Raw genomic sequence first — 23,804 nt, forward strand, 5'->3', positions numbered from 1 at the left:
GGACGGGCTGGTCGTCACGCCCGGCGGCGAGTGGCCGCGCCAGAGATGAACGACGGATACGGGATGCCGGGTCGGCCGTCGCCGACGTTGCCGGAGGACCTGCTGCTGTTGTGCGCGGAGCCGGAGACGGGGCTCGTCAGGCTTCCCAGATACTTCGACCGGGCGCTGGCCGGGGCGGTGCTGGCCGAGTTCGCGCTGTGCGGTGCGATCGTCCTCCAGGGCGAGCAGGTCACCGAGGTCCGTCCGCTCGCCATGGGCGATCCCGTCGCCGATCGGCTTCTGGGGCAGCTCGTCGAGGACGTTCGCGTCGGTGTGCCGGGCCTGCATCAGGTGCGGCTGGCGGGTCACGGCGGTGAACGCCCGGCGCCGCGTGGGCGCTTCGCGGCGGCGCGCCGGGCGATGTTCGACGCGGCGGCCCAGGTCCGTCCACCGTGGCGGTTGGAGGAGTGGGTGACCTGGCCTCGCTTCCACGCCGTGGGCCGGCACTATCTCCAGGCGCTGCACGCGCGCGGCCTGCTGACCGACACCCGGCGCCGGACACTGGGCGTCCTGCCCCGCACCGGCTGGAGGACCACGGTTCCCGACCATGCCGCCCGTACCGCCGCCCAGGTCGCTCAGGCGATCCAGTCCCACGGACCCGGCCCCGCCGTCACCCGCGGCCTCCGCCTCGCCGCACTGGCCGGGGCCGCCGATCTCACCGGGCGGATCTTCCCAGGGACCCGGAACGGTGACATGCGGAGCCGCGTCGAGCATCTCGCCCGCACCGACCTGATCGCCGTCGCCGTCTCCAAGGCCATCGAATCCGACCTACGCCGTGCCTCCGGGCCGGACTGACCACCGTACGGCCTCGTTCCCTCGCCGCTCGGCGGAGCCTCCGCCCGCGCCGGTGGCCTTGGGCTGGGGTGGCTTTGCGGCCCAGCCCAAGACCGGAGGCGTCAGATGTTGCGGAGGCGGGTGAGCAGGCGAGCCCACTGTGCGGGGGTGAGTTCCAGGATGGCGTCTGGGGTGTCGGCTTTGGAGTCGCGGACGCCGATGGTGCCGTCTGCGGCGCGGGCCACCTCGACGCAGTCACCGTTCGGCTCGCTGTGGCTCGACTTGCGCCAGGTTGTGTAGTGCTTGGTCATGTGTCCGATTCTGTCTGGTTAATCAGGCGGTTGGCTACCCGGTCGAGAAAGGCGAGGCTGTCGGTAGGGGATAGGGCGGCCTTCCGGAGCCGGTCATACATTTCGGTGTATCGCGCTACTTCGCGGCGTTGTGTGAGAACGACGTCGGTGGTGACGGTATCGACTACCGCCATTGCCGGGTCGGCTGGCTCGGGGAAGGTGTAGAGGGAGAACGACGCCTTCGGTAGGAAGCCGCCGGGGATGGGAGCATCCGAAGGCAATACCCGCATGATGATCCGTTCCTCGGCCGAAACCACTTTGATCAGGTGCCGGAGCTGAGCGGCCTTGACCGCGGGCGGTACGGCCAGCCGATGAATCATGCTCTCGTCGAGCACCGCCTCATAGGTCGGTCCGTCCGGGCTGAGAAGGTGCTGCTGGCGGCGGGTCCGGGCGTCGGCCATGCGTTCCGGGCTGTAGTCGAGTGATCCTTGGTGCTCGTCCAGCTCGACCATCGCGTCGATGAACTCGGGGATCTGCAGGACGGCCGGGAAAGCCGTCTGGTTGTAGCTGCGAATGGACTCGGCCCCGGACTCCAGGTCGGCGTAGAGACGCTGACGGGGACCCATGGCGTTGCCGTATCTGTCCCACCAGCCCTTGCGGGCGGCCGCGTGGGCGAGTTCGAAGAGCCTGTCGTACCGTGGGCCGGTGACCTCCAGCGCCTTGAGGATGGTGACGATCTCGGCGAGGTCGGGCCGGATCTGGGCGTTCTCCAGCTTGGAGATCTTGGGGCGGGACTGGTAGACGAGCCGCGCCAGCTCGCCGGTGGTGAGGTCGCGTTCCTCGCGCAGTTTGCGCAGTTCCGCGGCCAGGCGGCGGCGTCGGACATAGGGGCTGGTCATCGGCGACCTCCCGGAGGGCTTCGGCACAACGGGCGCGCTGACCACGCCCGATCACGTTCGGTAGGTGTCTGCAACGCTACGCATTCGACGGCCGGGAAAACCGCCGATTGGCCTGATCCGGACACCCGCCGGCCGCAATTCGAATGCCCCGGACTCGAACGTCCGACTCCCGAACGTTCACGACCGCGAATGCACGAAACAACCGTCCGCGCCGCCCGGGCCGCGCGGTTGTCCTTCAATCGACGGCAGAGCGTGTGAGCATGAGGCCGCCGCGCAGGCGGCGCTCACCGTTTCCCGACGATCCAGCCCGCGAGGTGCGCATGCTTTCGACGCTTTCCGCCAATCCGGCGCCCGCGCCGCTCTACTGGCGGCGGACCTTTCCCGGCGACGCCGAGCAGGCCCGTGCCGTCCGCCGGTTCGTGGCCTGCCTGCTGGCGGGCTGCCCCTACCTGGACGACGTCGTTCTGGCCGTCGACGAACTGGTGGTCAACGCGCTCCGCCACACCAAGTCCGGCCAGTGCGGCGGCTCGTTCACCGTGGAGGTGCTGTCCACCGGCGACGGCGTGGCGATCTCGGTCGCCGACCAGGGCGGCCCCGGCGAACCCGCCGTACGCGACGCCGCCGACACCGACGAGTCGGGGCGTGGCCTGCGCACCGTCTCCCTGACCGCCGCCAGTTGGGGCTGGCACGGCAACGACTCCGGCCGTACCGTCACCGCCGTCTTCACGGGGGAGTGCCCGGCGTGAGGCCCGGCCACGGCGACCTCCACGAGTGGGTGGGGCAGCGCGTTCACTCCGCCTTCCGCGACGCCCTGCGCGCCGACCCGGACGCCATCGCCGCGTCCGTCGCCGACACGGACGGCGGGCTCGACCCGCACAGCCGCGAGTTCCTGCGCGGCGCTCGCCGCCTGGTGCTGGCCTGCGCCACCGGCCTGGTCGCCGTCCTGGAGGCCCACCGTCCCGTCGCCGACCCCTCCGGCGGAAGGATCTGCGGAGGCTGCGGCACCGCGACCTGCCCCACCCTCCGCCGCGTCGCCCAGGTCCTCGCCGCCCACTCCGTCCGGCCCCCGGCCATCGACCGCGCCGAAGCCTGGCGCCGAGCCGACGCCTGCCTGTCCCGCGACCGCCGCCGCCCGGTCGCCATCGAGATCCACGAGTTCGAGCACGGCTTCGTGGCCAGACCCGTTCACGGCACCCGGCCTGACGGCTCCCTCCTCGTCATCGACCGCTGCACCGGCCGCCTCACCCGCTGGCCCAGCCTCCCCCTGGAAACCCTCGCCCGCGAGTACCGCGCCCACCTGACCGGGCGTCCCCCGAACGGCACCCGGTCCCCTGGCCACTGACCCGGCCGGTGCGGGGCCATCGACGTTCACCGGGCCGGACACGACCGAGCCCGCGGGACGCAGCCGGGCGGACATGCGTGACCCGAGCAGGAGACCATCGACGGCCGTCACCTTCGTCCGCGCAGAAGGCGCACTGCCGATGTGCGGGCACCCACGTCGTCACCCGATTGCAACCACTGGAATGATCACGGCACTCGTACGGTCGGGGCGTGGACACCGCGGTCTTCCTCCCCTGCCTGCGCCGCGCCGCCGGAGCGGGCGGTCCGCCTCGCCGTCGAGTGGGAGGGCGACCGGCAGGCGGGCCTGCGCGTCCTGGACCGGCCGCTGGTCCCCTGACCTCGTTCAGGCCGTGAGCGCCTCATGTGCCGGGCGGGCGGTGGTCAGGGCTGTGGGGCCGGCTTGATGTTCTGGTTGGCGTGGAAGAGGTTGTCCGGGTCGTAGGTCCGCTTGACCTGGGCGAGCCGGTCGTAGTGGTCGCGGTACGTGGCCCGGACCCGCTCCTGGCCCTCGCCCGAGCCCATGAAGTTCACGTACGAGCCGCCCATGGAGTACGGGTGCATCTCCTCCCAGTAGTCCACGCACCACCGCCTGATGGTCTCGGCGTTGGCCGGGTCGGGGTCGACACCGGCGAAGACGCCGGACCAGACGGCGTCCCGGTAGCTCCACGCGGTGTCGTCCGGGCCCACCCGATGGGCGGCCGCGTCGACCGGATACAGGTGCATCAGCGAGAGCGGGGTGGGGATGTTCTCGCCGTACTTGAGGTGCACGTCGACGGCGGCGTCCGGGATGCCGTCGAAGAAGTCGCCGCGCCAGTACCACTGGTAGCCGGGAGGGATCAGCTCGTCGAACGCGCTCTGCAACACGGGGTAGGGCATCGGCGTCGTGAAGTGGAAGGCCGGCGGTCCGGGCTCCCGCACCGCCGCGAACGTCTCCTCGAAACGGCTCAGGTCGCCGGTGTAGCACCCGATGACACCGCACATCTTCTGCCCGTGGATCTCTTCGGGGAACGGCGGGGCGGGCGGGATGGTGAACAGCGTGAAGAACCCGTACACGTCCTCGGGCGCCTGCGGGAGGAAGTCGCGGTACCACGCCAGCACCTCGCGGGTGCGGTCGACCGGCCACACGGTGATCGCGACGCCGACCGTGTCCACCGGGTGGAGCCGGTAGGTGAAGGAGGTCACGATCCCGAAGTTGCCGCCGCCGCCGCGCAGCGCCCAGAACAGGTCCGGGTGGTCGGTCTCGCTGGCGGTGACGAAACTTCCGTCGGCCAGCACGACGTCCGCGGCCAGCAGGTTGTCCACGGTCAGGCCGTACTTGCGGGTGAGGTAGCCGTGGCCGCCGCCGAGGGTCAGGCCCCCGACGCCGGTCAGCGAGACGATGCCGGTGGGCGTGGCGAGCCCGAAGGCGTGGGCGGCGTGGTCCAGGTCGCCGAGCTGGGCGCCGCCGCCGACCTGGGCGGTCCTGGCGTTGGGGTCGACCCGTACCCAGCGCATCGCCGACAGGTCGAGGGTGACGCCGTCGTCCACCAGGCACAGGCCGGGGCCGCTGTGCCCGCCGCCCCGGACGGCCAGTTCCAGCCCGTTGTCGCGGACGAACGCGACCGCGGCCATGACGTCCGCGGCGTCCGCGCACCGCGCGATGGCGGCCGGACGCCTGTCGATCATCGCGTTGTAGATCTTGCGGGCCTCGGAGTACCCGGCGTCCTGCGGACCTATGACCGGCCCGCGCAGCGTGGACCGCATCGCTTCCAGGGTTGCGCTGTCCATGAAGATCTCCTGAGGGAACGCGCGGCCCTCCTCCCGCCCGGCTTCGGCGGTCTGCGGCCGCACCACTGACCGCGGATCCCCCGGCGGGCTCCTCGTCGGGCCGCCCCTCCGCGCCGGGTCCGCTTTTCCGGTGCCCCTGCCCGACCCTTCTCCTCCAGAAACCGGGTGAACGTACACAAATCCCCCAGCAGAATGCGAGAGAAACTCACATCCTTGCCCGCCGGGACCGTCAACCCCGGCCCCGTGAACTCCGGCGATCCGCGCCGGCCGAGTGGTCCCCCCGGTCCCCGTTCAACCGAGCGACCGTCAGGGGACGCCCGCGTCGGCGAGCATCCGTTCCATCACGGTGACCGGCAGGGAGGGATTGGAGGCGGCGGCCCCGCCGGTGTCCGGGTCCGCCAGGAGCTCCAGGACGCGGGAAACGGGAAGCCCGGCGGTCAGGCCGGGGGCGCGAACAGGCCGCGGGCGGCGAACAGGGCGGCGACCAGGTCGCCCTGCCGCCGCAGCATCCGGGTGTAGGCGCCGGCGGCGGCGTCGGGGTCGCCGTCGCGGATCGCGGTCCAGATGGCCCGGCCGCCCTCGCGCTCGGCCTCGATCGCGCCGGGCACCAGGGCGAAGAAGTTGCCGGGCACGATCCCGACCATGGCGCGCAGCACCGCCCGCAGCCGGGGCGAACTGGCGGTCTCCAGGATCAGCCGGTCGAACTCGCGGTTCAGCCGGGCGATGCCGGCCGGGTCGTCCTCGCGGTCCAGCGCGTCGCAGATCCGCCCCAGCCGGTCCACCAGCTCGGGGGTGCGGCGCTCGGTGGCGCGCCGGGCGGCGAACCCGAACACCAGCCCGTACAGCTGGTAGTGGTCGCGGACCGCGGCCTCGTCCAGGGCGCCGATGAACGCGCCGCGATGGGGCCTGATGGTGACCCAGCCCTCGCGCTCCAGCGACAGCAGCGCCTCGCGCACCGGGATCCGGCTCACCCCGAGGACCCTGGCGATCTCGTCCTGCGGGACCCGGTCGCCCTGCCGCAGCCGCCCCTCGAAGATCAGCCTGCGGATGTAGAGCGCGGCCTGCTCCCCGCTGCTGCGCCGGACCATCGCCTCGTCGGGGGGAGGCAGCGGCGCGCCCGGTGGCGAGATGGCCTGCGCGGTCGCGGAAGCGCTCCTGGAATCATTTATTTTCTCAAGTGTCAAGTATGCGCCACCTCTGCATGTGATCGCCGTCAGGATCGGCGTGCGGCCCGTTCCGCCGGCCCGCTCCGGATGCGGCGGACGGCCCCGGCGAACTCCGGCCGCCCCGCCTCCACCGCCCTTCTCCCCGCCCGAACGACAGGGGCAATGCTAGTTTATATATATAATCAAGTTTTGGAATGCGGAGAGTGGTCGTGCTGCCGCCGCAGGGAGCCGTGGTGGTCGTGGTCGCGGCCGTGCAGTTCGGGCATCTGGACGACGGGACGATATACAAGATCGCCCGTGGCAACGCCATCAGGCCGCTGCGGCTGGATCTGCCCGAATGACCGTTCTGCCGGGTGGTTCGGGGTGCTGCGGCGCGGGGCCGCCCGGGGTGATCGCCCGGGACGGAACGCCCCGCTGGTAGTTTTGATACAAGCCGGGCGGCGCGAGGCCGCCCCTCGGATCTAGAGGTGAGAACGATCCCGCGCAGACAGCGAACCGCCCCGCTGGGGGCCGAGGCGGCGAGCGCGGCCGATCTGCCGAGCCAGAACCTGACCCGGATGAGCAGCGGCGAGCAGGTCCGGCTCTACGTGCGGCGGCTGATCTTCGACGGCGTGCTCCGCCAGGGCCAGCGGGTGCCGCAGGACGCCATCGCGCAGACGCTGGGGGTCTCGCGCATCCCCGTCCGGGAGGCCCTGATCGCGCTGGAGCGCGAGGGCTGGATGACGATCATCCCGCACCGCGGGGTGTTCGTGAACGCCCTGGACGAGGCGGCGGTCCGCGACCACTACGAGCTGTACGGCCTGTTCCACGGGTTCGCCGTGCGCCGCGCGGTGGAGCGCCGGGGGGCCGAGCTGGCCGAGCGGCTGGCGCCGATCAGCAAGCAGATCGCCGACGCCAGGGACGTCGAGGAGCTGCAGGACCTGTCCCTGCGGTTCCACCGGCTGGTGGTGGAGTCGGCGCAGTCCCCGCGGCTGCGCAGCATGCTCCGCCAGATGACCGGGATCGTCCCGGGCAACTTCTTCGAGCTGGTGCCCGGCGCCGACGCCGTCGAGCGGCGCGGCACCGCCGCCATCGTGCGCGCCATCCGCAAGGGCGACGCCGCCAAGGCCGAACAGGAGTACGCCGCGATGCTGCGCAGGCAGGGCGACCTGGTGGTCGAGCTGTTCCGCAAGCGCGGCATGTTCGAGCAGGAGGCCCCGGAGAACGGGGCCGCCTCCTCCTGACCCGGCGGAACGTCACGGCCCCCTGCCCGGCGGGGGGCCTTTTCATGTCCTGGGACGCCGGAGCCCGTACCGGCGGGTGAGGTTCTCGCCGCCTGGAGGGCCGGCCAGGGTGGCACTCCCCGTTCCCCGTGTCTCGGCGCGACGACGGGGCGGGAACCGGACCGAACCCTCCAGGCGGAGAGGCGGGAGGGGAAGTTCGGGAGTCGACGGGGGCCGACAGCTCTCGCCGCGTCCGGCAGCCATCGGCCGTTGGTGAACGGGGGAACGGGGTCGGCGCCTTCGGCGATCGCCGCGGGGAGGTCCCGCATCTCGCGGGTGACAGGGTGCTCGGAGCCGGGGCCGCATCTCCAGGGCCGCGCCGCCGGGCACGCGGACTCCGGGAAACCGCCTGACAATCACTGTCGTTACGAGCAGCGGTTCCCTTATGCCCTGCATGTTTCGCGACGATAGGCGCGACTTATGATTTCTGTCAACGGAAGTCCGGTGATCACTGAAGTAAAGTGGGGCGCATGCCACGTGAGCCCAACAGTCAGAGCACGGGCGCGGGGGCGCTGCTGGCGATCCTCCGGGACGGGCAGGCCCGGACCCGCGCCGAGCTGGCACAACTCACCGGGCTGGCCCGGTCCACGGTGTCCCAGCGGCTCGACGCGCTGATGAGCCACCGCTGGGTGGTGCCCACCGAGGACTTCATCTCCTCGGGAGGACGGCCCGCCGCGGCGTTCGCGTTCAACGAGCGGGTGCGGGTCGTGCTCGCCGCCGACCTCGGCGCCACCCACGCCCGGCTGGCCGTCACCGACCTGGGCATGACCGTGCTGGCGGAACGGGCCGCCGAACTGCCCATCGACCGGGGCCCCGAGCCCACGCTGGAGTGGCTGGTCACCGCCTTCCGGGAGATGCTCGCCGAGATCGGCCGCGACCTGACGCAGGTGTGCGGGGTCGGGGTCGGGCTGCCGGGCCCGGTCGAGCACGCCTCGGGCCGGCCGGTGAACCCGCCGATCATGCCCGGCTGGGACGGCTTCCCCGTGCCCGAGTGGCTCGGCGCCCGGATCGGGGCCCCGGTCCTGGTCGACAACGACGTGAACATCATGGCGCTGGGCGAGCACTGGACCGCCCGGCCGGAGGTCGACCACCTGATCTTCATCAAGATCGGCACGGGCATCGGCTGCGGGATCATCTCCGGCCGCCGGCTGCACCGGGGCGCGCAGGGCGCCGCGGGCGACGTCGGGCACATCCGGGTGCCCTCCTCCGAGGCGCTGTGCCGGTGCGGCAACGTCGGCTGCCTGGAGGCGGTCGCCGGCGGAGCGGCGATGGCGGCCGCGCTGCGCGCCGCGGGGGTCGACGCGCGGGGCAGCCGCGACGTGGTGGCGCTGATGCGCGCCGGCGACACCCGGGCCGCCCGGCTCATCCGGCAGGCCGGACGCGAGATCGGCGGCGTGATGGCCTCGATCGTGAACTTCTTCAACCCGTCGGTCATCGTGATCGGCGGGGACATCGCCGAGGCCGGCGAGCAGGTGCTGGCCGGGGTGCGGGAGGCGATCTACAGCCGGTCGCTGCCGCTGGCCACCCAGCATCTGAGCATCCGGGCGAGCGATCTGGGCGACCGGGCGGGCATCATCGGAGCCGCCGTCATGGTGGTCGAGCACGTGCTGGCGCCCGACACCATCGACCGGGCCCTCACCGGATGAGCACCCATGAGCACCCGATGAGCACCATTGACCCTGTGACGTTCACACAGTAACAATGTGGGCGTCCCGGACCCGACGGCGGTGGCACGCCCGGGGGACCGGACACCGGTCGATTGTGACGTGGTCGGCGCACGCGTCCCGCAGAAAGGGAGTCGTGCGTGAGCCATCACCACGAACACGAAGAGGCGCTCCGCCGTGGGCTGGGCCTGAACCGCCGCCAGTTCCTGGCGGCCACCACCGGGATCGCCGCCGCGACGGCGCTCCCGCTCGCCACCGCGGGACCCGCCCGCGCCGACGGCAGGCTGGTGCCGCCCGGCAAGCGCGGCATCATCCTCTACACCGTCCGCGACGCCATCTCGCGCGACCCGCTGACCACCGACCTGCCGTCCGGCTTCCGCCGGGTGTTCGAGGAACTGGCCAGGATCGGCTACAAGCAGGTCGAGTTCGCCGGGTACCGGCAGCACGCCAACGCCGAGGGCGGCGCCAACCTGGAGACCGTCGAGGGCGCCAGGATGCTGCGGCGCTGGCTCGACGACAACGGCCTGGAAGCCGAGGGCAACCACGGCTTCATCCCCGGCTCCTGGCCCCTGTCGGCCGCCGACCTCGACCGGTTCAAGCAGGCGCTGGAGATCGCCGGCATCCTCGGCCTCGGCCACATGGGCACCGGCGGCGACCCCACCGGCAGCGCCTACAAGGCCGACTGGGACGTCGCCGCCGAGAAGTGGAACCGGCTCGGTGAGATCGCCACCGCGGCCGGGATCAAGCTGTACACCCACAACCACGACGTGGCCTACAGCTTCCTGCTCGACAGCGGCCCGCTCGACGCGCAGGGCCGGCCGACCCGCTCCTCGGGCCTCCGCAGGCTGGAGTACTTCCTGTCGATCACCGATCCGGCGCACGTCTACCTGGAGATGGACATCTTCTGGGCGCACGTGGCCCGGTTCAAGTACCACACGTTCACCGCGCCCGACGGGTCGGTCCAGCGCGCCGTCTTCGACCCGCTCGCCGTCGTCCAGGCCCAGCCGATCCGCTTCCCGCTGTTCCACGCCAAGGACGGCAGGTCCAACCCGGCCAGCGGCAACGGCTACGACATGGTGCCGTTCGGCACCGGCGACATCGACTACGCCCGCTTCTTCTCCCAGATGGGGGCCAAGGGCTACCACAACCCCATGTACGAGCAGGACAACGCGCCGGGCGGCTCGGCCAACCCGGGCCAGTCCCTGCAGTACGCCGAGCTGAGCTTCAAGAACCTGGCCGCCCTGCGCGGCTAGCGGGCGGCCGACGACGCACCGGACCGCCACGCGGTCCTGCCGTGGCAGCGGCAGGCGTGGCGGTCCGGATCTCCGACACTCCTCCCTGGGAGCAGCATCACCATGCAGCGTACTCGAACGTTGCTCGGCGGCCTGCCGGCCGCCGCGGCGCTTTTGCTGACGGCGCTGGTCGCGCCGCCGGCCCAGGCCCATCCCGGGCACGACCCGGCCACCGAGTGGTCCAACTACGAGAAGATCACCCTGACCAAGAACGTCGGCGAGCCGATCGACCTGGCGGTGCTGCCGGACCGGAGGGTCCTGCACACCGCGCGCAACGGCGACATCCGGCTCACCGACCCGGCCACGGGCGTCACCAGGATCGTCAACACCATCCCCGTCTACGCCAACTCCGAGGACGGACTCCAGACGATCGCGATCGACCCCGGCTTCGAGCAGAACAAGTGGGTCTACGTCTACTACGCGCCGAGGACGATGCAGGCGCCCTACCCGGAGACCACGCCGTCCGGGTCGGCGCCCAACTCGCTGCCCGCCGGGGCCGACGAGTCCTACTGGGACCGGTGGAAGGGCTACAACCAGCTCTCCCGCTTCAAGTGGACCGGTGACAGGCTGGACCTGTCCACCGAGCAGGTCATCCTCAAGGTCGAGGTGCAGCGGGGGCAGTGCTGCCACGTCGCCGGCGACATGGACTGGGACGCCGACGGCAACCTCTACCTCGCCACGGGCGACAACACGCCCGCCGGCGCGCCGGGCGCCAACGGCTACGCGCCCAACAACGACGCGCCCGGCATGAACCCCGGGCTCGACGCCCGCCGGGGCGCGGGCAACAGCAACGACCTGCGCGGCAAGATCCTGCGGATCAAGGTGCAGGACGACGGCTCGTACACGATCCCCGCGGGCAACCTGTTCGCCCCGGGGACGCCGAAGACCCGGCCGGAGATCTTCGTGACCGGGGTGCGCAACCCGTTCCGGATGGACGTGGACCCCGAGACCGGCACGCTGTCGTGGGCCGACTACGGTCCCGACGCCGGGACGGCCAGCCCCGACCGGGGGCCGCTCGGCTACGTCGAGTGGAACATCACGCCGCTCACCAAGCCCATGAACAGCGGCTGGCCGTACTGCACGGGCGACAACTTCAACTACAACGACTGGAACTTCGCGACCGGGCAGCCGCGCGAGTGGTTCGACTGCGCGGCCGGGCCGAAGAACACCTCGCGGTGGAACACCGGCGTCGATCGGCTCCCGCCGGCGACGCCCGCCGATCTCTACTACGGCGACAACAACACCCACCAGCCCGCGGAGTGGGCCGGACTGGTCGACTTCGAGCCCCAGGGCGGTCAGGGGCCGATGGGCGGGCCCATCTACCACTACGACCCGGACAACCCCTCGACCACCAAGTTCCCCGAGTACTGGGACGACAAGGCGTTCTTCGCCGAGTTCTCCCAGGACTACCTGGCGGCGTTCACCGTGACCCACCCGGACGGCCCGGTCACCAAGCTCGAGCACTTCCTGCCCAACAGCGCGCTGAAGGACGCGGTGCAGCCCATCACCGACAGCCCGATGGACATCGAGTTCGGGCCCGACGGGTCGCTGTACGTGCTGGACTACGGTGACGGGTTCTTCCGGGCCAATCCCGACGCCGGGCTCTACCGGATCGACTACTCGCCGAACAACAAGGCCCCGCAGGCGAAGATCACCGTGGACAGGACCTCCAGCAGCCAGGCGCCGCTCACGGTGCAGTTCGACGCGAGCGCCTCCACCGACACCGAGCCGGGCACGCTGACCTACGAGTGGGACTTCGACGGGGACGGCACGTTCGACGCCGAGGGCGTGCGGGCCTCCCACACCTACGACGAACTGGGGCAGTACGTCGCACGGCTGCGGGTCACCGACTCCGGCGGGCGGACGGGGCTCACCTCGACCGAGATCACCGTGGGCAACACCGCGCCCAAGGTGACCATCGAGACCCCGCCCAACGGGGCGTTCTTCGACTGGGGCAACGCGGTGCCCTTCAAGATCGGCGTGTCCGACGCCGAGGACGGCGACAACCCCGTGTGCAGCCGGGTGCAGTGGACGTTCGGCCTCGGCCACGACGCGCACGCCCACCCGGAGACCACCGGCACGGGCTGCAGCGGCGCATGGGCGACCCCGGCGAACGCGCCCGAGCACGGCGAGACGGAGAACATCTACGGCGTGGTGGTCGTCAGCTACCGCGACAACGGGGCAGGCGACATCCCCGGTGCGCTCGGCGAGGCCACGCTCATCCTCAACCCGAAGCAGATGCAGGCCGAGCACGCCGACGCCACCAGCGGGGTGACGACCACCGCCGACGACGGCGCCTCGGGCAAGTTCAAGGTCACCTCGTTCGACGCCGGAGACTGGATCGCCTACGACCCGGTCGACTTCACCGGCATCGGCGCGGTGCAGACCCGGGCCTCCGGCGAGGGGACGCTCTCCCTGCGGTGGGGGTCGCCGACCGCCGAGCCGTTCGCCACCGTCGCGGTGCCGCCGGGCTCGGGCTGGCAGACGGTCACCACGGCGCTCGGCAACGCCCCGAAGGGCACCGGCAGGCTGTACGTCACCTCGTCCGGCGGCGTGGAGGTGGACGGGTTCGCCTTCCAGGGCGGCGGCGTGGCCGACAGCACCCCGCCGGCCGTCAGGGCGACGCTCAACCCGGCCGAGCCCAACGGCGCGAACGGCTGGTACACCGGCAACGTCACGCTCACCGTCACCGCGACCGACAACGGCGTCGTGTCGAGCCGCCAGTACTCGCTGGACGGCGGAGCGACCTGGGCCAACGCCAACAACGCCGTCACCCTGGCCTTCGAGGGGAGCAGGGACGTCCGCTACCGGGCCATCGACAGCGCCGGCAACGTCTCGCAGGTCGGCGCCGTCACGGTGAAGATCGACAAGACCGCCCCGGCGCTGTCGCTGAGCGGGGTGGAGGCCGGCCCGTACGGCGACTCGGCGTCGATCACCCCGGTCTTCTCGGCGACCGACGCCGCCTCGGGCGTCGCGGGCGTCACGGCGAAGATCGGCGACACCGAGGTCGCCTCCGGCGAGCCGGTCGAGCTGTGGCGGCTGGGCCCCGGTGAGCACGAGCTCGTCGTCACCGCGACCGACAAGGCGGGCCGGACCACGACCAGGACCGTGAAGTTCACCGTCGCCACCTCCTATGCCGACGTGCGCACGCTCGTCGGGCGGTTCAAGGAGGCGGGCTCGGTCACGGCCGAGGGCGCGGACGCCCTGACCGCCCAGCTCAACCTGGCGGAGAAGCACGAGGAGAAGGGCAAGGAACAGGACGCGATCGACGCGCTGGAGCGCTTCGTCAAGCTCGCCGGCAAGGACGGCCACGTCACTGACGCGACGGTGCGCGCCGCGCTCGTCAGGGACGCGCAGGTCCTGATCGCGCTGCTGCGCGAGGGATAGCGACGCGCGCCGGGGGAGGGCCCCGAGTCCTCCCCCGTTCCGCCGGCGCGGGCCATGGGCGCCGTCGGCGACATCAACAGACCGAACGCCCTGGTCTCGTGCGGGACCAGGGCGTTCGGCTCCGGTCAGGCGGTGGCCTGTTCGGCGGGCTTGCCCATCTCGATGCCGTACTCCTCCTTGCGCCGATGTGACCTCGGTTCGGCAATCGGTGCAAGGGATTGCTTACAAGGTCATGAAAGTTTTTGAATAATGTATCCATGATTCAGTGTCCGCCACGGGCCGCCGGAGGTGCGCGAGGGGTGCCGTGCCTTCGCCGAACGCCGCGACCCCTCCTGGGTGCCGCCGTAGTCCCGCACCGGCGGCGGGCCGTGAGGACCCGGCTAGTCGCCGGGCAGGACGAAGGCGGCCTCCAGCACCTCGTGCAGCTGCGCCAGCGGAAGCCGTGCGTCGCCGCCGGAGGGGTCCTCGATCGCCAGCTCGGTGGTCTGGAACGCGCTGACCAGCCCGGAGAACATGCGGGCCAGCAGCATCGGGTCGCCCGGCCGCAGCTGCCCGGCCTGCTGGCCGCGCCGGAACAGGTCGGCCTGCATCTCCTGGGACCGCCGGAAGTCGGCCAGGATCCGGCTGTCGTCGGGCGGGTCGGCCAGCGGCGGGGCGATCGCGCCGCCGCGCAGCACCAGCCGGCCGAACTGCGGGTACCGGCGGAAGAAGCCGACCTGCCAGTCGGCCAGCTCCAGCAGCTGCCGGCGCGGGGAGGCGTCCGAGCCGAGGACCTGCTCCATGCCGGGCAGGAACTCCGCCGCCCGGCGCAGGAAGATCTCCCGGTACAGCTCGTCCTTGCCGGAGAACAGCTGGTAGACCGCCCCCACGGAGAACTCGGCCAGCTCGGCGATCTCCCGCAGGGACGCCTGGTGGAAGCCCGCCCGGGCGAACACCTGCTCGGCCGCGTCGAGGATCTGGTCCCGGCTCAGTGCCCGGCGCTGCGCCCGGCGCTGTTCGCGCAGACTGCGTTCGGTCATCGACGCCCCGTACTCCCATCGAACGGCCGTGTGCATCGTAGCCGTAGGCCGCAGCCCCCCCGACGCATCGACCTTCCCGAGGTGACAGTGACCGAGCCCACCGCACCGGCCCCGGCCGCGCATCCGCTCCTGGACGGCCGCGAGGAGGCGTCGGCGGCGTCGTCACCCGCCGCGACGGCGAGGACGCCGGGGCCCGCCCCGGCCGCCTGGTCCGCGGCGCCCGCTAACGTACCTGCGCAGCCTGATCAGGGAGGTGGCCATGGGCCGGCTGGCGCGGACCGAAGGTCTGACCGACGTGCAGCAGGAGATCCTCGGCTCCATCGCCGAGTTCGTGGAACGGGAGGTCCTGCCGGTCGCGACCGAGCTGGAGCACGCCGACGCCTATCCGCGGCAGATCGTCGACGGGCTCAGGAAACTCGGCGTCTTCGGGCTGACCATCCCCGAGGAGTACGGCGGCCTCGGCGAGTCGCTGCTGACCTACGCCCTGGTGGTGGAGGAGCTGTCGCGGGGCTGGATGAGCGTCTCCGGCATCCTCAACACCCACTTCATCGTCGCCTACATGGTCGCCCGGCACGGCACCGACGAGCAGAAGGCGCGGCTGCTGCCGAAGATGGCCGAGGGCCGGGTGCGGGGGGCGTTCTCCATGTCCGAGCCGGACTGCGGCTCCGACGTGGCGGCGATCCGCACCCGCGCCCGGCGTGACGGCGACGAGTACGTCATCGACGGGCGGAAGATGTGGCTCACCAACGGCGGCTCGGCCAACCTGGTCGCCCTGCTGTGCCGCACCGACGAGGGCGCCGACGCCCCGCACCGCAACATGACGACGTTCCTGATCGAGAAGGAGCCCGGGTTCGGCGAGGTCGCGCCCGGCCTGACTGTTCCCGGCAAGATCTCCAAGATGGGCTACAAGGGCGTCGACACCACCGAGCTGCTGCTCGACGGCTACCGGATCGGCGCCGACCGGGTGCTGGGCGGCGCGCCCGGCCGCGGCTTCTACCAGATGATGGACGGGGTCGAGGTCGGCCGGGTGAACGTGGCGGCCCGCGCCTGCGGCGTGGCGCGGCGGGCGTTCGAGCTGGCCATCGACTACGCCCAGCGGCGCGAGACGTTCGGGCGGCCGATCGCCGAGCACCAGGCGGTGCAGTTCCGGCTGGCGGAGATGGCCACCAAGGTCGAGGCCGCCCACCAGATGATGGTGATGGCCGCCCGCCGCAAGGACTCCGGTGAGCGCAACGACCTGGAGGCCGGGATGGCCAAGTTCCTGGCCGGGGAGTACTGCAAGGAGGTCGTCGAGGACGCCTTCCGCATCCACGGCGGCTACGGCTACTCCACCGAGTACGAGATCGAGCGCCTGTACCGGGAGGCGCCGATGCTGCTGATCGGCGAGGGCACCGCCGACATCCAGAAGATGATCATCGGTCGGCGGCTGCTGGAGGAGTACCGCACCGGCTGACGGGCCCTCGCCGGTCCGCCCTCACACCTTGGCGGGCTCGCGGGCGTCGCGCCGGTGCCGCGACGCCCGCCCGTCCCCGCCGGCGAGCACCGTGCCGGCGACCGCGAGGGCCAGCCCGCCGGCGACCAGGAGCGCCGGAATGACGGTCTGCATCATCCGGATCCGCCCGGCCGAGTCCTCGACCGTGTCGACCATGGCGCGCTGCGACTCGGGCGTCGGCCGCAGGTCCATGTCGGCCACCACGACCTGCCCGGGCCCGTTCTCGGCGCGCAGCGTGGACACCACGTGCTGCCGCTGGCTCACCGGGGCGCCGGACCGCGGGTCGATCCAGTACGTGATCTCCGCCTGGTGGTAGCGGTCGACCGGGACGTCGCCGCTGTCCGCGCCCAGGCCGAGCAGCGACCCCGGCACGTTCGGGACCTGGGCGTGCGCCAGGCGGGTGGCCGGGATCGTCTGCACGAACCGGTAGGTGCGGACGCCCTGTACCGTCTCCTCGCCGTCGAACGAGGCCGGCCAGGCCTGCCGGGTCGTCGCGTCGAACACCCGGTAGTCCTTCTTCTCCACGTCGACCGGCCAGAACAGGCCGATGCCGGACTGCGCCACGCCGGTGTCCCCCTGCACCGCGGCCCGGCAGCACCGCACCAGCTCCGCCGTCCGCCGGTCGAACGCCAGCCGCTGGTTGCGGACGTCGATCGTGGTGGCGTTGGCCACGTCCTCGATGACGGTCGTGGTGTCCCAGACGGCCACGTCGCCCTCGGCGGCCCTGGTGTCGCCCCGGATCGTGTTGGTCGCGGTGATGGTGGCCCCCGTGCGCATCTGGCCCGTGGCCGGGTTCAGGTACGTCGCGTTCTGCGCCTGCAGCCGCGTCACCCGGTACAGGTCCGTGGGCGCGGCGATGAGCTCGGGCGCCACGTAGAACCGCACCAGCACCCCGGTCGCCAACGCGAAGACGCCGAGCCCGATCAGTACCAGGCCGATGATGTTCCGCACTGCCGCCTCCTCGAGAGGCCGGCCGCCGCCACCGCCGTCCCGGCCCCCTCGGGGGCGGAGGGCGCGGGACCTCTCATGACAGCGCCCGGTGAACGGGTCGCCACAATGAGTAGCATATTTTATTAATTATATCGGCCGAGTGTGATCTGGGCCATACTCCGCCGGGGGAGGGCGGGTCAGGCGGCGGGCTTGCGGCCGATGCCGGCCAGGGTCGCGTAGATGTGCGCGTCCACCGCGTCGCGGGGATCGACCGGGCGCCAGGCGGGGACGTTCACCAGGCCCGGCTCCAGCAACTCGAAGCCGTCGAAGAAGCGCAGGATCTCCGCGCGGCTGCGCGGCACCAGCCGGGCGGTGGCCTCCTCGAAGACGTCCGCGGCCCGGGCGATCCGGTCCGGGCCGGGCTCGGAGGACACCTGGGAGACGACGATGTGACTGCCGGGGGCCAGGGCGTCGGCGATCAGCGCCACGGCCTCGTGCGGGCGGTCCTCGTCGGTGAGATGGTGCAGCACCCCGGTGAGCAGCACGGCGACCGGCCGGCTGAAGTCCAGGGTGCGGGTGACCTCGGGGTGGTCCAGGATCTCCCGCGGTCGGCGCAGGTCGCCCCGGACGAAGCGCACCCTCTCGTCGACCGCCAGCAGCGCCCGCCCGTGCGCGCACACCACCGGGTCGTAGTCCACGTAGACCACGCGGGCGTCCGGCACGACGCGGTGCGCGACCTGGTGGACGTTGTCCTGCGTGGGCAGCCCGGTGCCGATGTCGAGGTACTGGTCGACGCCCTGCCGGGCCAGGAACCGCACCGCCCGGCCCAGGAACGCCCGGTGCGCCCGGACGTCGCGGACCACGCCGGGGGTCGAGGAGATGGCCATCACCTTCTCGGCGGCCTCCCGGTCGACGGCGAAGTTGTCCTTGCCGCCCAGCCAGTAGTCGTACATGCGGGCGGCGTTGGGGGTGTTCGCGTCCACACCGTCGGGGGCGGGCTTGGAGCGGGTGATCGGAACACGGGAGGTCACGGCAGGAGTCTAGCCTCCGGCATGATCAAGGCGGGCGAACCGGTGGCCGCGGCGGCCCGCACGGGAGATGATCATGGCGGTGTCAGCGATCCCGGAGGACCGGAACATGAGCGTCGACTACAGCCCGTTCGACTTCGCCGTTCACGAGGACCCCTACCCCGTGTACGCCCGGCTGCGGGAGGAGGCGCCGGTCCACCGCAACGAGACCGACGACTTCTGGGCGCTGTCGCGGCACGCCGACGTCGCCGCCGCGCTGCAGGACTCGGCCCGCTTCTCCAGCCGCAACGGGCTGCGGATCGAGCCGCCGCTGTGGGGGCCGGGCGCGGAGCGGTTCTTCTCGTTCGTGGCGATGGACCCGCCCAGGCACACCCGGATGCGCAAGCTGGTGTCGCGCGCCTTCACCCACCGGCGGGTCATGGAACTGGAGCCCAGGGTGCGGGAGATCGCCCGCGGATACGTCCGCCGGATCGCCGAACGGGACTCGTTCGACATGATGGCCGACCTGGCCGCGCCGTTCCCCACCGACGTGATCTCCGAGCTGGTCGGCGTGCCCGAGTCCGACCGGGCCGAGATCCGCGAGCTGGGCAAGGCCGTCATGTACAAGGAGGAGGAGTCCACCGACCTGCCCCCGCAGGCGATGCAGGCCATCGGGGCGCTCGTCGGCTACTACACCGAGCTGACGGTCGAGCGCTCCAAGCGCCGCACCGACGACCTGCTGTCCGGGCTGCTGGACGCCGCCGAGGGCGACGACCGGCTCACCCCCGAGGAGATCGTCGGCGTGCTGATCCTGCTCGTGGGGGCGGGCATCGAGACGACCATGCTGACGCTGGGCAACGCCTGGCACGCCGCCTGGCGGCACCCCGAGGCGCGCCGCGCCGCCCTGGACGGGCGGATCGAGGACTGGGTGGAGGAGACCCTGCGGTTCGATCCGCCGACGCAGGCCATCGCCCGCACCACCACCGAGCCCGTGGAGCTGCACGGCGTCCGGATCCCCGCCGACGCCCGGGTGCTGCTGCTGGTCGGTTCCGCCAACCGGGACCCGCGGGTCTTCGCCGACCCCGACCGGTTCGACCTGGGCCGCGACACCGGGGCCTCCCTCGGCTTCGGTCACGGCCGGCACCGCTGCCTGGGCGCGGGGCTCGGCCGCCTGGAGGCGCGCGTCGCCCTGGAGGAGCTGGCCTCCGTCGTCGCCGACTACGCCATCGACGACGCGGGCGTCCGGCGCATCCACTCCTCCAACAACCGGGGCTTCGCCGTACTGCCGTCGATGGTGACGGCGCGTCGCTGACCAGGCCGTTGTACGCCGGCGCAGAGCCGCTTCTCCAGAAGTGGGACCCGGGTTCCGGCGCGATGTACGCGCTCGCTTACCATCCCAGGCATGACGGTGCCGCCTGAAGACGTTGCGACCTCGCCACGCGAGCCGTTCGCGCCGGCCGCCGGATTCCCGGCCGCCGAGCGCGACCAGTGGCGGGAACTGGTGAAGGGCGTGCTGCGCAAGTCCGGCGCGGCCACGGAGGACACGCCCCTCGCGGAGGTCGAGGGACTGCTGACCCGGCGGACCTACGACGGGATCCCCATCGGCCCCCTCTACACCGCCGACGACACGGTCGACGCCCGGCCCGGCCTGGCCCCGCGCGTCCGCGAGGTCAAGCCGGAGGGGGAGGGGCTGGCGGCCTGGGACGTCCGGCAGCGCCACGCCCACCCCGATCCCGCCGCCGCCAAGGAGGCGATCCTCGCCGACCTGGAGAACGGCGTCACCTCGGTGTGGCTGACGCTCGGCGAGGCGGGCCTGCCGGTGGCGGCGCTGGCCGACGTCCTGGAGAAGGTGCACCTGGACGTCGCGCCGGTGGTGCTGGACGCGGGTCCGCACACCGCCGAGGCGGCCGAGGCGTTCCTGGCCCTGGTCGCCCGGCGCGGGCGGGAACGGCGGGCGCTGGGGGTGCTGGGCGCCGACCCGCTGGGGCTGGCCGCCCGCACGGGGACGCCCGGCGACCTGGAGGCGGCCGCCGCGCTGGCCGTCCGCTGCACCCGTGAGTTCCCGGGGATCCGCGCGTTCGTGGTCGACGCCACCCCGTACCACGACGCGGGCGGCAGCGACGCCGAGGAACTGGGCGCGGCGGTGGCCACCGGGGTCGCCTACCTGCGGGCGATGACCGACGCGGGGCTGACCGTTGCGGAGGCGTTCGAGCAGATCGAGTTCCGGTACGCCGCCACCGCCGACCAGTTCGCCACCATCGCCAAGCTGCGCGCCGCCCGCCGCCTGTGGGACCGGGTGGCGGAGGTGTGCGGCCTGAACGGCGCCCGCAGCGAAGCAGGGCCGGTCGTGCAGCGGCAGCACGCGGTGACCTCGGCGCCGATGATGACCCGCCACGACCCGTGGGTGAACATGCTGCGCACCACCGTGGCGTGCTTCGGCGCGGCGGTCGGCGGCGCGGACGCCGTCACCGTGGAGCCGTTCGACCTCCGGCTCGGGCTGCCCGACGCGTTCTCCCGCCGCATCGCCCGCAACACCCAGACCCTGCTGCTGGAGGAGTCCAGCCTGGCCCGGGTCGTGGACCCGGCCGGCGGCTCCTGGTTCGTCGAACGCCTCACCGAGGACCTCGCCCAGGCCGCCTGGGAGTGGTTCACCGAGATCGAGAAGAACGGGCGGATGGCCGAGGCGCTGGCCTCCGGGATGGTCGCCGGGCGGATCGCCGCCACCTGGGAACGGCGCCGCAAGGACATCGCCCGCCGCAAGGCCCCGCTGACCGGGGTCAGCGAGTTCCCCAACCTGGAGGAGCGGCTCCCCGAACGCGCCCCCGCCCCGCAGCCCCCCGGCGGCGGGCTGCCCCGGGTGTTCTACGCCCAGGACTTCGAGGCGCTGCGGGACCGCTGCGACGCGCACGCCGCCGCGACGGGGGAGCGGCCGAAGGTGTTCCTGGCGACGCTGGGCCCGATCGCCGTGCACACCGCGCGGGCCACGTTCGCCGCCAACCTGTTCCAGGCGGGCGGCATCGCCACCGTCACCGGAGAGCCGGGCGACTTCGCCGCCAGCGGCGCCAAGGTCGCCTGCATCTGCTCCAGCGACAAGCTGTACGCCGACCAGGCCGCCGACGCCGCCCGCACCCTCAAGGAGGCCGGCGCGGTACGGGTCTGGCTGGCGGGTAAGGGTTCCTACGACGGGGTCGACGCCACCATCTTCGCCGGCTGCGACGCCGTGGAGACGCTGCGGACGACCCTGCGCGACCTGGGAGTGGCCGAATGATCCCCGATTTCTCCGACGTGGCGCTGGGCCCGGCGGCCCGGCCCGACCAGGCCGCCGCCGAGTGGCGCGCGGCGGTCGCCGAGGCCACCGGCAAGGACCCGGACGCGTTCGTCTGGGACACCCCCGAGGGCATCGACGTCAAGCCCCTCTACACCGGCGAGGACCTGGCCGGGCTGGACCACCTGGCCACCTATCCGGGCATCGCCCCGTTCCTGCGCGGCCCGTACGCGCCGATGTACGTCACCCAGCCGTGGACGATCCGCCAGTACGCCGGGTTCTCCACGGCCGAGGAGTCCAACGCGTTCTACCGCCGCAACCTGGCCGCCGGGCAGAAGGGCCTGTCGGTCGCGTTCGACCTGGCCACCCACCGCGGCTACGACAGCGACCACCCGCGGGTGACCGGCGACGTCGGCATGGCGGGCGTGGCGATCGACTCCATCCTGGACATGCGGCAGCTCTTCGAGGGCATCCCGCTGGACCGGATGAGCGTGTCGATGACCATGAACGGCGCGGTGCTGCCGGTGATGGCCCTCTACATCGTCGCGGCCGAGGAACAGGGGGTGCGGCCGGAGCAGCTGGCGGGGACCATCCAGAACGACATCCTCAAGGAGTTCATGGTCCGCAACACCTACATCTACCCGCCCGGGCCGTCGATGCGGATCATCTCCGACATCTTCGCGTACACCTCGCAGAAGATGCCGAAGTTCAACTCCATCTCGATCTCCGGCTATCACATCCAGGAGGCCGGGGCCACCGCCGACCTGGAGCTGGCCTACACGCTGGCCGACGGGGTGGAGTACATCCGGGCCGGCATGGAGGCGGGCCTGGACGTGGACGCCTTCGCGCCCCGGCTGTCGTTCTTCTGGGCGATCGGGATGAACTTCTTCATGGAGGTCGCCAAGCTGCGGGCGGCGCGGCTGCTGTGGGCCAGGCTGGTCAAGGGCTTCGACCCCAAGAACCCCAAGTCGCTGTCGCTGCGCACCCACTCGCAGACCTCCGGCTGGTCGCTGACCGCGCAGGACGTGTTCAACAACGTGGCGCGCACCTGCATCGAGGCGATGGCCGCCACCCAGGGCCACACCCAGTCGCTGCACACCAACGCCCTGGACGAGGCGCTGGCCCTGCCCAGCGACTTCTCCGCCCGCATCGCCCGCAACACCCAGCTGCTGCTGCAGCAGGAGTCCGGCACCACCCGGCCCATCGACCCGTGGGGCGGCAGCGCCTACGTCGAACGCCTCACCCACGACCTGGCCCGCCGCGCCTGGGGCCACATCCAGGAGGTCGAGGCCGCCGGAGGCATGGCCAAGGCCATCGACGAGGGGCTGCCCAAGCTCCGTATCGAGGAGGCGGCCGCCCGCACCCAGGCGCGCATCGACTCCGGGCGGCAGCCGGTCGTCGGCGTCAACAAGTACCGGCCCGAGGCCGACGAGCCCATCGAGGTCCTCAAGGTCGACAACGCCGCCGTCCGCGCCCAGCAGATCGACAAGCTGCGGCGGCTGCGCGCCGAGCGTTCGGAGGACGACGTGCGGGCCGCCCTGGACGCGCTGACCGCCGCCGCCGAGGCGATCCGGGCGGGCACCCGCGGAAGCGGCCTGGAGCAGAACCTGCTGGCGCTGTCCATCGACGCCGCCCGCGCCAGGGCCACCGTCGGGGAGATCTCCGCGGCCCTGGAGAAGGTGTTCGGCCGCCACCAGGCCCAGATCCGTACCATTTCCGGTGTGTACCGAGACGAGGCCGGACCGGCGGACAACATCGAGCGGGCCCGCGCGGCGACCGCCGAGTTCGAGCGGGCCGAGGGCCGCCGCCCCCGGATCCTGGTCGCCAAGATGGGCCAGGACGGGCACGACCGCGGCCAGAAGGTGATCGCCTCCGGCTTCGCCGACCTGGGCTTCGACGTGGACGTGGGCCCGCTGTTCCAGACCCCGGCCGAGGTGGCCCGCCAGGCGGTGGAGGCCGACGTGCACATCGTCGGCGTCAACTCGCTGGCCGCCGGCCACCTGACGCTGGTGCCCGCGCTGCGCGAGGAGCTGGCCGCCCTCGGCCGCGACGACATCATGATCGTCGTGGGCGGGGTGATCCCGCCGGGCGACTTCGACGAGCTGCGCGCCGCCGGGGCCTCGGCGATCTTCCCGCCCGGCACGGTGCTCGCCGACGCCGCGCTGGACCTGCTCAAGGAACTGTCGGCGCGGCTGGGGCACGGCTGATCG

At 72.2% G+C, this 23,804-nt stretch carries 19 protein-coding genes; 12 read left to right on the forward strand and 7 right to left on the reverse strand.

Annotation, left to right across the window (positions count from 1 at the left end):
* Nucleotides 1–63 precede the first annotated feature (63 nt).
* Nucleotides 64–834 (forward strand): GOLPH3/VPS74 family protein, encoded by a 771-nt coding sequence (locus HNR21_RS21625; protein WP_182706639.1) that lies wholly within the window; start codon nt 64–66, stop codon nt 832–834.
* 101 nt (nt 835–935) lie between these two features.
* Here the strand turns inward: HNR21_RS21625 and HNR21_RS21630 are convergent, their stop codons facing one another.
* Nucleotides 936–1,124 carry a DUF397 domain-containing protein gene (locus HNR21_RS21630; RefSeq protein ID WP_182706640.1) on the reverse strand — a complete coding sequence of 63 codons (189 nt, stop codon included), beginning with the start codon at nt 1,122–1,124 and terminating at the stop codon, nt 936–938.
* Complete coding sequence (locus tag HNR21_RS21635; RefSeq protein WP_182706641.1) at nt 1,121–2,002, reverse strand: helix-turn-helix domain-containing protein; 882 nt, start codon at nt 2,000–2,002, stop codon at nt 1,121–1,123. The genes HNR21_RS21630 and HNR21_RS21635 overlap by 4 nt, the downstream gene beginning before the upstream one ends.
* A gap of 320 nt (nt 2,003–2,322) precedes the next feature.
* Here HNR21_RS21635 and HNR21_RS21640 point away from each other — a divergent pair, with 320 nt between their 5' ends.
* Both HNR21_RS21640 and HNR21_RS21645 read left to right on the forward strand, forming a co-directional pair.
* Nucleotides 2,323–2,748 (forward strand): ATP-binding protein, encoded by a 426-nt coding sequence (locus tag HNR21_RS21640; RefSeq protein ID WP_220500245.1) that lies wholly within the window; start codon nt 2,323–2,325, stop codon nt 2,746–2,748.
* Complete coding sequence (locus HNR21_RS21645; RefSeq protein WP_182706643.1) at nt 2,745–3,344, forward strand: SUKH-4 family immunity protein; 600 nt, start codon at nt 2,745–2,747, stop codon at nt 3,342–3,344. The genes HNR21_RS21640 and HNR21_RS21645 overlap by 4 nt, the downstream gene beginning before the upstream one ends.
* Before the next feature lie 380 nt (nt 3,345–3,724).
* Here HNR21_RS21645 and HNR21_RS21650 read toward each other — a convergent pair whose 3' ends face one another.
* Nucleotides 3,725–5,110: an FAD-binding oxidoreductase gene (locus HNR21_RS21650; protein ID WP_182706644.1), complete on the reverse strand. Its 1,386-nt coding sequence runs from the start codon at nt 5,108–5,110 to the stop codon at nt 3,725–3,727.
* A gap of 437 nt (nt 5,111–5,547) precedes the next feature.
* Nucleotides 5,548–6,198, reverse strand: coding sequence for a GntR family transcriptional regulator (locus tag HNR21_RS21655; protein WP_182706645.1), 651 nt, complete (start codon nt 6,196–6,198; stop codon nt 5,548–5,550).
* Nucleotides 6,199–6,470: 272 nt separating this feature from the next.
* Between HNR21_RS21655 and HNR21_RS21660 the strand changes: the two genes are divergently transcribed.
* The 5 genes from HNR21_RS21660 (at nt 6,471) to HNR21_RS21680 (ending at nt 13,881) form a co-directional block, all read left to right on the forward strand.
* Nucleotides 6,471–6,617: a hypothetical protein gene (locus HNR21_RS21660; RefSeq protein ID WP_182706646.1), complete on the forward strand. Its 147-nt coding sequence runs from the start codon at nt 6,471–6,473 to the stop codon at nt 6,615–6,617.
* Nucleotides 6,618–6,743: 126 nt separating this feature from the next.
* Nucleotides 6,744–7,499: a GntR family transcriptional regulator gene (locus HNR21_RS21665; RefSeq protein ID WP_182706647.1), complete on the forward strand. Its 756-nt coding sequence runs from the start codon at nt 6,744–6,746 to the stop codon at nt 7,497–7,499.
* Between the two features lie 509 nt (nt 7,500–8,008).
* The gene (locus HNR21_RS21670) at nt 8,009–9,184 is read left to right on the forward strand and encodes an ROK family transcriptional regulator (protein ID WP_182706648.1); all 1,176 of its coding nucleotides are present in this window, start codon (nt 8,009–8,011) and stop codon (nt 9,182–9,184) included.
* Nucleotides 9,185–9,342: 158 nt separating this feature from the next.
* The gene (locus HNR21_RS21675) at nt 9,343–10,455 is read left to right on the forward strand and encodes a sugar phosphate isomerase/epimerase family protein (protein WP_182706649.1); all 1,113 of its coding nucleotides are present in this window, start codon (nt 9,343–9,345) and stop codon (nt 10,453–10,455) included.
* A 102-nt stretch (nt 10,456–10,557) separates the two neighbouring features.
* Nucleotides 10,558–13,881: a PQQ-dependent sugar dehydrogenase gene (locus tag HNR21_RS21680; protein WP_182706650.1), complete on the forward strand. Its 3,324-nt coding sequence runs from the start codon at nt 10,558–10,560 to the stop codon at nt 13,879–13,881.
* Nucleotides 13,882–14,261: 380 nt separating this feature from the next.
* On the opposite strand, the gene HNR21_RS21685 is transcribed toward HNR21_RS21680, so the two are convergent.
* The gene (locus HNR21_RS21685) at nt 14,262–14,900 is read right to left on the reverse strand and encodes a TetR/AcrR family transcriptional regulator (protein ID WP_182706651.1); all 639 of its coding nucleotides are present in this window, start codon (nt 14,898–14,900) and stop codon (nt 14,262–14,264) included.
* 259 nt (nt 14,901–15,159) lie between these two features.
* Here HNR21_RS21685 and HNR21_RS21690 point away from each other — a divergent pair, with 259 nt between their 5' ends.
* A complete protein-coding gene (locus HNR21_RS21690; protein WP_182706652.1) occupies nt 15,160–16,353 on the forward strand; it encodes an acyl-CoA dehydrogenase family protein in 1,194 nt (397 codons plus the stop codon).
* Between the two features lie 21 nt (nt 16,354–16,374).
* Here the strand turns inward: HNR21_RS21690 and pgfA are convergent, their stop codons facing one another.
* The gene (pgfA, locus tag HNR21_RS21695; protein ID WP_182706653.1) at nt 16,375–17,343 is read right to left on the reverse strand and encodes a cell envelope lipid trafficking protein PgfA; all 969 of its coding nucleotides are present in this window, start codon (nt 17,341–17,343) and stop codon (nt 16,375–16,377) included.
* A gap of 176 nt (nt 17,344–17,519) precedes the next feature.
* Nucleotides 17,520–18,353 carry an SAM-dependent methyltransferase gene (locus HNR21_RS21700; protein WP_312881143.1) on the reverse strand — a complete coding sequence of 278 codons (834 nt, stop codon included), beginning with the start codon at nt 18,351–18,353 and terminating at the stop codon, nt 17,520–17,522.
* A gap of 73 nt (nt 18,354–18,426) precedes the next feature.
* Between HNR21_RS21700 and HNR21_RS21705 the strand changes: the two genes are divergently transcribed.
* The 3 genes from HNR21_RS21705 (at nt 18,427) to scpA (ending at nt 23,801) form a co-directional block, all read left to right on the forward strand.
* Nucleotides 18,427–19,641 carry a cytochrome P450 gene (locus tag HNR21_RS21705; RefSeq protein WP_246442294.1) on the forward strand — a complete coding sequence of 405 codons (1,215 nt, stop codon included), beginning with the start codon at nt 18,427–18,429 and terminating at the stop codon, nt 19,639–19,641.
* 90 nt (nt 19,642–19,731) lie between these two features.
* Nucleotides 19,732–21,597, forward strand: coding sequence for a methylmalonyl-CoA mutase family protein (locus tag HNR21_RS21710; RefSeq protein WP_182706654.1), 1,866 nt, complete (start codon nt 19,732–19,734; stop codon nt 21,595–21,597).
* A complete protein-coding gene (gene scpA, locus HNR21_RS21715; RefSeq protein WP_182706655.1) occupies nt 21,594–23,801 on the forward strand; it encodes a methylmalonyl-CoA mutase in 2,208 nt (735 codons plus the stop codon). Before HNR21_RS21710 ends, scpA begins: the two co-directional genes overlap by 4 nt.
* Nucleotides 23,802–23,804: the final 3 nt, after the last annotated feature.

The sequence above is a fragment of the Thermomonospora cellulosilytica genome (genome assembly GCF_014138835.1).
GTDB lineage: Bacteria > Actinomycetota > Actinomycetes > Streptosporangiales > Streptosporangiaceae > Thermomonospora > Thermomonospora amylolytica.

Coding starts and splice junctions, on each gene's coding strand:
- HNR21_RS21625 (WP_182706639.1), top strand. CDS start 64: ATGCCGGGTCGGCCGTCGCCGACGTTGCCGGAGGACCTGCTGCTGTTG.
- HNR21_RS21630 (WP_182706640.1), bottom strand. CDS start 1,124: ATGACCAAGCACTACACAACCTGGCGCAAGTCGAGCCACAGCGAGCCG.
- HNR21_RS21635 (WP_182706641.1), bottom strand. CDS start 2,002: ATGACCAGCCCCTATGTCCGACGCCGCCGCCTGGCCGCGGAACTGCGC.
- HNR21_RS21640 (WP_220500245.1), top strand. CDS start 2,323: ATGCTTTCGACGCTTTCCGCCAATCCGGCGCCCGCGCCGCTCTACTGG.
- HNR21_RS21650 (WP_182706644.1), bottom strand. CDS start 5,110: ATGGACAGCGCAACCCTGGAAGCGATGCGGTCCACGCTGCGCGGGCCG.
- HNR21_RS21655 (WP_182706645.1), bottom strand. CDS start 6,198: ATGGTCCGGCGCAGCAGCGGGGAGCAGGCCGCGCTCTACATCCGCAGG.
- HNR21_RS21660 (WP_182706646.1), top strand. CDS start 6,471: ATGCGGAGAGTGGTCGTGCTGCCGCCGCAGGGAGCCGTGGTGGTCGTG.
- HNR21_RS21670 (WP_182706648.1), top strand. CDS start 8,009: ATGCCACGTGAGCCCAACAGTCAGAGCACGGGCGCGGGGGCGCTGCTG.
- HNR21_RS21680 (WP_182706650.1), top strand. CDS start 10,558: ATGCAGCGTACTCGAACGTTGCTCGGCGGCCTGCCGGCCGCCGCGGCG.
- HNR21_RS21685 (WP_182706651.1), bottom strand. CDS start 14,900: ATGACCGAACGCAGTCTGCGCGAACAGCGCCGGGCGCAGCGCCGGGCA.
- HNR21_RS21690 (WP_182706652.1), top strand. CDS start 15,160: ATGGGCCGGCTGGCGCGGACCGAAGGTCTGACCGACGTGCAGCAGGAG.
- HNR21_RS21705 (WP_246442294.1), top strand. CDS start 18,427: ATGGCGGTGTCAGCGATCCCGGAGGACCGGAACATGAGCGTCGACTAC.
- HNR21_RS21710 (WP_182706654.1), top strand. CDS start 19,732: ATGACGGTGCCGCCTGAAGACGTTGCGACCTCGCCACGCGAGCCGTTC.
- scpA (WP_182706655.1), top strand. CDS start 21,594: ATGATCCCCGATTTCTCCGACGTGGCGCTGGGCCCGGCGGCCCGGCCC.